Raw genomic sequence first — 7,813 nt, forward strand, 5'->3', positions numbered from 1 at the left:
AATCAGCCGGTGGATCCAAATAATCCGAATCCGACCGATCCGAACCAGCAGAATCCGGATCAGATAAATCCTGCAGATCCGAACCAACCGGCTTCTTCGGGCAGAGGAGTGGCGCCGCCAGAACAAAATGATGAGCGGCCGGGAAGAGGTAACGGACGAGGACAATCGGGAGTCACAAATCCGTAACTGTAAAGAAAAGTCGGCAAACGTCTCAGGATTTGTTATAATGGAGAGCAAGGAGAAGATAAAGGAGGGGTTGTTATGACCACGAGTCGAGACATAGCCCGTTTTTTTGAAGAGCAAATTTCCAATGCAAAAACACATTTTGAACGTGCGCTGGATTGTAAACATACAGAGTTTGACGACCTGTATCCGTATATGAATGAGCACCCTCAGTTCTTCTGGTATAAACGATATGTGGCATGGCAAGAACTCCTGACGGTTGTCCGTCTCGCGAAAGATCTGGAAGTCGAGTGGAAACACTTGTTCACCGATAAACAAATCCATTACATTGAGTGTAAAGTGCTGGAAGCGCGCGTATTGGATTACTGGTATGAGGGCGACCCTAAAGAATTGCAAGAAGAAGAGGTTGGAGCTGACGACTGAGACATAGAAGAAAAAGGGAGCATAGCTCCCTTTTTTCTGTGAAAATCGAAGGAAATGAGGAATATAGACAGTTATGAGCCTCCCTGAAGCTTTTACAGCGAGAATGAAGCACCTGCTAGGTGAAGAAGAGTATACGGATTTCCTTGCTTCGTACACAGAAGCGCGCCGCCAGGGGCTGCGCGTAAACAGGCTAAAGCTTTCACCGCAGGCGTTTCTTAAACGTGTGGATTGGAAACTTGAATCGGTTCCATGGACGGAAGACGGATTTTATTATTCCGAGAGCCTGCGTCCTGCGAAACATCCGTATTATCATGCGGGCTTGTATTACATCCAGGAGCCGAGCGCCATGTCTCCGGCCGCCGTACTGGACGCGTGTCCAGGAGAGAGAGTGTTGGATTTGTGTGCAGCGCCGGGGGGCAAAACAACGCAGTTGGCTGCAGCCATGCAGGGGCAGGGCATTCTGGTGACGAATGACAGCAACCCGAACCGGGTCAAAGCCCTTGTGAAGAATGTAGAGTTATACGGGATTCGCAATGCGGTCGTTACCAATGAAACACCCGACCGGCTCGCCAAGGTATTTCCCGGATACTTCGATAAAATCCTTGTGGACGCGCCCTGTTCCGGGGAAGGCATGTTTCGAAAAGAGCCGGATATGGTGAAAAGCTGGAGTCAAGCTGTGATCGAGACATGCTGCGGGATGCAGCGAACGATTCTTCAGGACGCGGCCCGTATGCTGCGCCCGGGCGGACGATTGCTATACTCCACGTGTACATTTGCGCCCGAAGAAAACGAGCGCATGATTGCAGAATTTCTGATGGAACAGCCGGACTTTTCCATCGTGCCCATACCGATGCATGAAGGTTGGGAGCAGGGACGACCGGAATGGACACAGAATGCGGAGGCCAATAGGCTGGTTAGTGGAACGGCACGTCTCTGGCCGCACCGTATCAGCGGCGAAGGGCATTATGTCGCACTGCTCCAAAAAGCAGGGGACAAAGAGAGTTCGGAACGGGACTCTATGATACTTGCGAAACCTGTAGGAACAAAACAGACGCAGGAGAAGGAATTGGCCGATTTCTATACTTTTGTGAAAGAAACGCTTCCGGAATGGAAAGGACTAGAAGACAACGGCTTTATTTTAACGATGCATGAAGATCGTGTATTTCTCTCGCCGCAGGATCTCCCCGGACTCCAGTCTTTGCGCCTGGCCCGTCAGGGATGGTTGCTGGGTACAATAAAAAAGAAACGATTTGAACCGTCCCAGGCGTTTGCGATGGGACTTAAAGCCGAGAATGCAGCGCAGAAAGTCAATTTCGCGCCGGATGAGTCGGATACAATCCGATACCTAAAAGGAGAAACGCTCATGCGCCAGGCGGAAAAAGGATGGAACCTTGTCTGTGTAGACGGCTTTCCGCTTGGGTGGGCCAAAGGTGCTGGCGGTATGCTGAAAAATATGTATCCGGCAGGATGGCGCTGGATGGACGGTGCATAGGGGCAGCATAGAGATATAAAGGATGTGGACGAGGATGAGGCTGGACAAGCTATTGGCTAACATGGGATACGGATCGCGTAAAGAGATTAAAAAACTGTGCAAAAACGGAGCGGTGAAAGTGGACGGCAAGCCGGTTAAAGACAGCAGTGTGCATGTTGATCCGGACGCGCAGGAAGTAGAAATCTTCGGGGAAGTGGTCCATTACCGCGAGTTCGTTTATTTAATGATGAATAAGCCGCAGGGTGTGATTTCAGCTACGGAAGATGCGGTAGAAGAGACGGTTGTTGATTTGCTGGCTCCTGAATTTTTCGCGTTTGATGTGTTTCCGGTCGGAAGGCTGGATAAAGATACGGAAGGTCTGCTCCTCCTTACGAACGACGGCAAACTGGCGCATGAGCTGTTATCGCCGAAGAAGCATGTTCCCAAGCGTTACTTTGCACAGGTCGAGGGACGGGTGACAGAAGAAGACCGGGAGGCATTCCGCAAAGGCGTCACGCTGGACGACGGGTACAAAACGCTGCCGGCCGAGCTTACGATTCTTACCCAGGGAAGCGTCTCGGAGATAGAGCTTATCATCTATGAAGGCAAGTATCATCAGGTAAAGCGCATGTTTGAAGCGGTAGGGAAAAAGGTGACCTATTTAAAGCGTCTTGCTATGGGCGGTTTGGAGTTGGACGACGATCTGGAGCCGGGCGAATATCGTGAACTGGCGGAAGAAGAGTTGGAGTTACTTCGTTCTGCGGAACAAAGTGTGGAGAAGTAAAAGAAAAAAGGTGCCCGGATGGCTTAGAGGCTATCCGGGCGTTTATTTGCGATGCCGTACATGAGGATATCGACGGCGTCGCGCAAATCTTTGTCTTTATCTTCGTTTGCATATTCATCGGGAAACGCCTTGCTGAAAAATACATATCCCAGCATCGTAGAGAAGATGGCACGGGTGATCGCTTTCACCGGAAGCGGGCGGAATTCACTTTGCTCAATCCGATTCTTTACGGACGCTTCAGCCAGGCCTCTGGCATCCTTGACCAGATTCTCCAGCAGGGCGTTCATAATATCCGGGTGAAACAGCGCTTCCTGCAGAACGATGCGCATGCGGGGCCAATTCTCTTCCAGCAATGCAAGACGGTTGCGGTACAGTTTGAGGATAACCTCTTTGGCGGGTAAATCCTCGTTGATAATTTGTTTAACGTCTTTTAAAATCAGGGGCGAGGCGAACTTGATAAACATAGGGCCGATCAGGGCGTACAGCAAATCCTTTTTCGTTTTGAAATGCTTGAAGATTGTGCCTTCGGCCACACCGGCCCGCCGGGCGATCTCGCTTGTGGAACTGGCGTGGAACCCCTTCTCGGCAAACAGCGCAATGGCCGCCTCCATAATGCGGCGCTGTTTCTCCGTCATCTCATCCTCGGTTTTGAGCGAGTTCAGCATTTCCTGAATCGCTTCATCAAACAGCGGCTTATGTTCGTGAGCCACACTATCACCTTTTCTATTCCAGTTTTTTGCGGAAGCGCGTCACAGCCAACAGGCAGAGCAGGAAGGAAAAAGCACCAAGCGCCATGGTTTCCTGCCATAGTTCGCGCGCCCCGATCGCTTTCAAGAAGATTCCGCGCAAAATCTCCAAAAAGTAGGTGAGCGGAATAACGCCGCCAATCCATTGCAGCACAGACGGCATTGTTTCCCGCGGAAAAATAAATCCGGACAGCAGGACGCTTGGCAGGATTGTCGCAAAAGCGAGTTGCATCGCCTGCAACTGGGTTTTGGATATGGTAGAGATAAGAATGCCGATCGCAAGCGTTGTGACAAGAAACAGAAAGCTGAGCATAAATAACAGCGTGTAGCTGCCTTTGACCGGTACGCCGAACCAGACGACGCCGGTGGCGAGTACAATCGTAAACGATAGCGCCCCGATGCCGACATAAGGCACCAGCTTACCGAGAATTAACTCGACAGGACGGATTGGGGTCACAATAAGCTGCTCCATCGTCCCCCGTTCTTTCTCCCGCACGAGCGCGAACGCCGTCAGAATAACCGTGACGTTTTGCATAATCAATCCGATAAGCGCCGGGATGTTGAACAGGAGGCTTTTCATGTTCGGATTGTACAGAACACGGGTCTCGGCTGCAAGCGGCAGCGTAAGTTCTGTTATACCCTGTGCAGAGAGAAAATCCTGCTGGAGGGAGAACGATTTATTCTGGACGATAAGCTGCGCGTTCGCAAGCGCTGTGCGCGCCGCATTCGGATCGGTTCCGTCGACGATAATTTGAACCGATGTTTCTTCCCCCTTATCCAGCTTATAGCTGTACTCGGACGGGATGACAATCCCGACCTTAATTTTTCCTTCGTCCATTAACTGCTGCATTTGCCTGTACCCTTCTACATTATACACGTGATCGAAGTACAGCGTATTGGTAAAGTGTGTGATGAGCTGCCGGCTGTCTTTCGTCTTTGCCTGATCCCATACGGCGGTAGGAAGGTGGTCTACATCCGTATTAACGGCATAGCCGAACATGAGAAGCATCATAATCGGCATCATAATGGCAATCGCCATGCTGGCTCTGTCTTTACGGATTTGCCGGGTTTCTTTGACGATGATGGCACGCAGACGCGACCAACTGAACCGTTTGATAATGCGTTCAGGCATGAGGCAGTTCACCTCCGCGCAGCAAATTATTCTCCTGCGATTCAACGAGACCGATGAAAACGTCGTCAAGCGTGGCCGCTTTGGCCTGTTCTTTCAATTCAAGCGGCGTTCCTGAGATGAGCAGTTTACCGAAGAAAATAAAATAGATAAAATCGCACGTCTCCGCTTCATCCATATAATGAGTACTGACAAGAACGGTGATGCCCTTTTTGGCAAGCTCCCGGATGACCTCCCAGAAGATACGGCGTGAGACCGGATCAACCCCTGCGGTCGGTTCGTCAAGAATAAGAATTTCCGGATCATGCAGGAGTGCGCAGGAGAGGGCCAGCCGCTGTTTCCAGCCGCCGGACAGGGAGCCGGCAATTTGTTTTTCGCGCCCGGTCAATCCGGCCATATCAATCAATTCCGCTTTTTTCTTTCTCGCCGACTCTCCTTTCAATCCGTAGATGCCCGCATAGAAATCCAGGTTGTCGCTTACGCTAAGCTCTTCATACAGACTGAACTTCTGTGACATGTAGCCGATATGGTGCTTAATGCGCTCGGAATCGGTGAGAATATTGTAGCCGAGCACCTGACCTGTTCCTGATGTAGGAGTCAAAATGCCGCTCAGCATGCGAATAACAGTGGATTTGCCGGAGCCGTTCGGTCCGAGAAAGCCTACGATGCTTCCCTTCGGAATCGTCATGGAGACGTTATCGACTGCCAGTAATGCACCAAATTTCTTCGTCAGATTTTCGCATGAAATCGCCGCAGTCATGGACGCGCACCTTCTTTCGTTTGTGCGAAGGTGATGTCGGCCGGCATACCAGGTTTTAGTTCATTTAGCCCGTCTGTTAGCTTAATTGTGACGGCAAATACCATTTTGGTTCGCTCGTCGGGTGTCTGTACGTTTTTAGGCGTAAACTCGGCCTGGCTGGCGATGCGGGTCACGGTGCCGGAGAAAGAACGGTTTGGATAGGCATCGACGCGGACGAATGCTTTTTGCCCAGTTTTCACTTGGTTGAGCGATGCTTCAGGCACATAGACGACAACTTCGAGATCTCCTTTTTTTAGAAGTGTGTAAAGTGTGGCACCCGGTTTGATCACTTCACCTGCTTCTACGTGCTTGCGCAGGATGGTTCCGGTTTCCGGAGCACGGACAATGGTTTTGCCCAGAAGAAGTTTGGCCTGGGCGAGTTTGCTGTCCGCCGCTTCCTTCTGCGCGAGAAGACCGCGCAGCGTGTAGTTGGTATCGCCGGCCCGCAATAAATCGAGATTGGCCTGTGCCGCCCTTACGCCTGCCTCAGCCGAGGCCTGCGCTGCCTTCCCGGCTATTTCCTCCTGGCGTGTCTGATTCATTTGTGCATCGATCGTACTCATTTGCTTTTCGATATCGTAAACAATCGTCTGTGCCTGATTTACCGTCTCGCGCAGCGTTTCGATTTCCTGCTCGGAAATGGCACCCGCTTGCCCGAGTGTTTCCGCTTTTTTCAGGCGGCTTTGCTGATAGGCGAGCGTATTTCGTGCGCCTTCGAGCTTGTTCATAAGCTGTGCCTTGTTGGCTGCAAGAACAGACATTTGCGCTTCAACCGTGCGGGTTTTGGAGGAGGCCTGCTCACTCAATGCCTGTGCCTGCTCCACCTTGGCCACGGCTTCCCTGATTTTCTCCGTTCGGCTGCCTGCCCCGGCTTCATCCAGCTTGGCTTTCGCAGCATCCGCCATTGCTTTCGCTTCGTCGATGCGCAGCCTGTATTCTTCGGATGCGAGCTCGGCTGTTTTCTGGTTTTTTTCTACCCTGCTTCCTTCTTCGAGAGTCATGCTCTTTACGATGCCGCCTAATTCGCTCTGTACGGCAATCTCTTTTCCTTCAATTGTTCCCGAGTAGACGGCTGGCTGACTCTGCTGTCCGCATCCCATGCAGATAAGCAGAAAGCCCAGCACCGAGCAGATTGGGATATTTCTCATTATTTCCTCCCCCTTTGTCTCTATGCAATTAAGTGAGTGATTACTCACTTCATAATCTACAATAAAAGGAAAGGGATGTAAATAGAAAGAGTAGGGAATGAACATAATGAAAAAAAAAGGCGGTGGGTGCGTAGTGGGTAAAAAAATTGTTCTTATTCTGATTGATTCACTTATGCCACATATTCTGCGTGAAGCACAGGAGAGAGAGCTTGTGCCGGCGCTCTCACTTATGATGAGTCGCGGTGCTTACTGGAACAACTGTGCAACTATTTTTCCGACGATGTCAGCAAGTGTGGATGCTTCATTGATCACCGGCGTATATCCGGAAGAGCACCGAATTCCTGGACTTGTCTGGTATTCGCGAAAAGAAAGACGGATCGTAAATTATATTAACGGCAGTAAATCGGTCTGGCGGATAGGAGTAAAAAAGTGCACGCAGGACGTATTGATTGAAATGAACGAAAAGCATATGAGCAGAGATGTTTCTACACTGTTTGAAGAAGTAACCCGGCGCGGAAAAACATCAGCGTCTTTCAATTTTGCGGCGCACCGTGGTCCGCATTATTATCGGGTACAAAAGCCGGGGTTGTCCAAATTGTTTCTTGCGGGCCTTTTGTCTGCACAGGTTAGCGGTCCTGAGATTTGTACGGTAGGAAAGTTTATCGACTCTACTTTCTTACGTTCTTTGCGCTGGAATTTTAGCCATACTATTTTTCATAAGTACGGGCTAAACGACCGGTTTGCTGTTGATGCGGTATGCAAGCTTATTAGAGAAGGCAAGCTTCCACATGTTACGTTTGTCTATATGCCGGATATGGATTATGCTTATCACCGGAACCCCGATCGCGGTCCGCAGATTCTTGCCCGTGCGGATCGGTATATTCAACGCTTGCTAGATAGCTTCGGCAATGCAGATGAAGCATTTAAGCAGTGCAAATTCATTGTAGTGGGGGATCACGGACAGACGAAGATTGGCATTGAGAAGGAAGCGACTATCAATGTGGAGCAGCATCTCCTTGGGATGAAAATAGCCCGTGCGGAGAACATACAGCCTGAGATAGACGATATTGTTATTTGTAATAATGAACGAATGTGCTATTTTTATCCGTTGAAGGAAGGGGTTCAGCAGG

Annotated in this window: 9 protein-coding genes; 5 read left to right on the forward strand and 4 right to left on the reverse strand. The window is 50.4% G+C overall.

The features are described 5' to 3' along the window. The 4 genes from B2899_RS06400 to B2899_RS06415 form a co-directional block, all read left to right on the forward strand. Positions 1-186, forward strand: a 186-nt coding sequence (locus B2899_RS06400; RefSeq protein WP_414631752.1) for a hypothetical protein, incomplete at its 5' end; no start/stop codon positions are given. A 75-nt stretch (positions 187-261) separates the two neighbouring features. Further along, positions 262-606, forward strand: a complete 345-nt coding sequence (locus B2899_RS06405) for a hypothetical protein (protein WP_146810195.1) — start codon at positions 262-264, stop codon at positions 604-606. A gap of 73 nt (positions 607-679) precedes the next feature. Next, entirely contained in the window at positions 680-2,098 is a 1,419-nt protein-coding gene (locus B2899_RS06410) for an RsmF rRNA methyltransferase first C-terminal domain-containing protein (protein WP_286884552.1), read from the forward strand. Positions 2,099-2,132: 34 nt separating this feature from the next. After that, entirely contained in the window at positions 2,133-2,861 is a 729-nt protein-coding gene (locus tag B2899_RS06415) for a pseudouridine synthase (protein ID WP_146810193.1), read from the forward strand. A 23-nt stretch (positions 2,862-2,884) separates the two neighbouring features. On the opposite strand, the gene B2899_RS06420 is transcribed toward B2899_RS06415, so the two are convergent. The 4 genes from B2899_RS06420 to B2899_RS06435 are packed head-to-tail and all read right to left on the reverse strand — an operon-like array spanning position 2,885 to position 6,683. Then, complete coding sequence (locus tag B2899_RS06420; protein ID WP_286884554.1) at positions 2,885-3,571, reverse strand: TetR/AcrR family transcriptional regulator; 687 nt, start codon at positions 3,569-3,571, stop codon at positions 2,885-2,887. Between the two features lie 13 nt (positions 3,572-3,584). Continuing rightward, positions 3,585-4,739 (reverse strand): ABC transporter permease, encoded by a 1,155-nt coding sequence (locus B2899_RS06425; protein ID WP_246147314.1) that lies wholly within the window; start codon positions 4,737-4,739, stop codon positions 3,585-3,587. Next, positions 4,732-5,496, reverse strand: coding sequence for an ABC transporter ATP-binding protein (locus tag B2899_RS06430; protein WP_286884556.1), 765 nt, complete (start codon positions 5,494-5,496; stop codon positions 4,732-4,734). The genes B2899_RS06425 and B2899_RS06430 overlap by 8 nt, the downstream gene beginning before the upstream one ends. Next, positions 5,493-6,683, reverse strand: a complete 1,191-nt coding sequence (locus B2899_RS06435; RefSeq protein ID WP_286884558.1) for an HlyD family secretion protein — start codon at positions 6,681-6,683, stop codon at positions 5,493-5,495. The genes B2899_RS06430 and B2899_RS06435 overlap by 4 nt, the downstream gene beginning before the upstream one ends. Before the next feature lie 97 nt (positions 6,684-6,780). Between B2899_RS06435 and B2899_RS06440 the strand changes: the two genes are divergently transcribed. After that, a partial coding sequence (locus B2899_RS06440; protein WP_286884559.1) for an alkaline phosphatase family protein occupies positions 6,781-7,813 on the forward strand: 1,033 nt, incomplete at its 3' end.

The sequence above is a fragment of the Aneurinibacillus sp. UBA3580 genome, from assembly GCF_002375825.1.
In the GTDB taxonomy this organism is placed as follows: Bacteria; Bacillota; Bacilli; order Aneurinibacillales; family Aneurinibacillaceae; genus Aneurinibacillus; species Aneurinibacillus danicus.

Excerpts from the sequence above, each read along its gene's own strand:
- B2899_RS06415 (WP_146810193.1), top strand. The coding sequence starts at position 2,133 with ATGAGGCTGGACAAGCTATTGGCTAACATGGGATACGGATCGCGTAAA.
- B2899_RS06430 (WP_286884556.1), bottom strand. The coding sequence starts at position 5,496 with ATGACTGCGGCGATTTCATGCGAAAATCTGACGAAGAAATTTGGTGCA.
- B2899_RS06405 (WP_146810195.1), top strand. The coding sequence starts at position 262 with ATGACCACGAGTCGAGACATAGCCCGTTTTTTTGAAGAGCAAATTTCC.
- B2899_RS06425 (WP_246147314.1), bottom strand. The coding sequence starts at position 4,739 with ATGCCTGAACGCATTATCAAACGGTTCAGTTGGTCGCGTCTGCGTGCC.
- B2899_RS06435 (WP_286884558.1), bottom strand. The coding sequence starts at position 6,683 with ATGAGAAATATCCCAATCTGCTCGGTGCTGGGCTTTCTGCTTATCTGC.
- B2899_RS06410 (WP_286884552.1), top strand. The coding sequence starts at position 680 with ATGAGCCTCCCTGAAGCTTTTACAGCGAGAATGAAGCACCTGCTAGGT.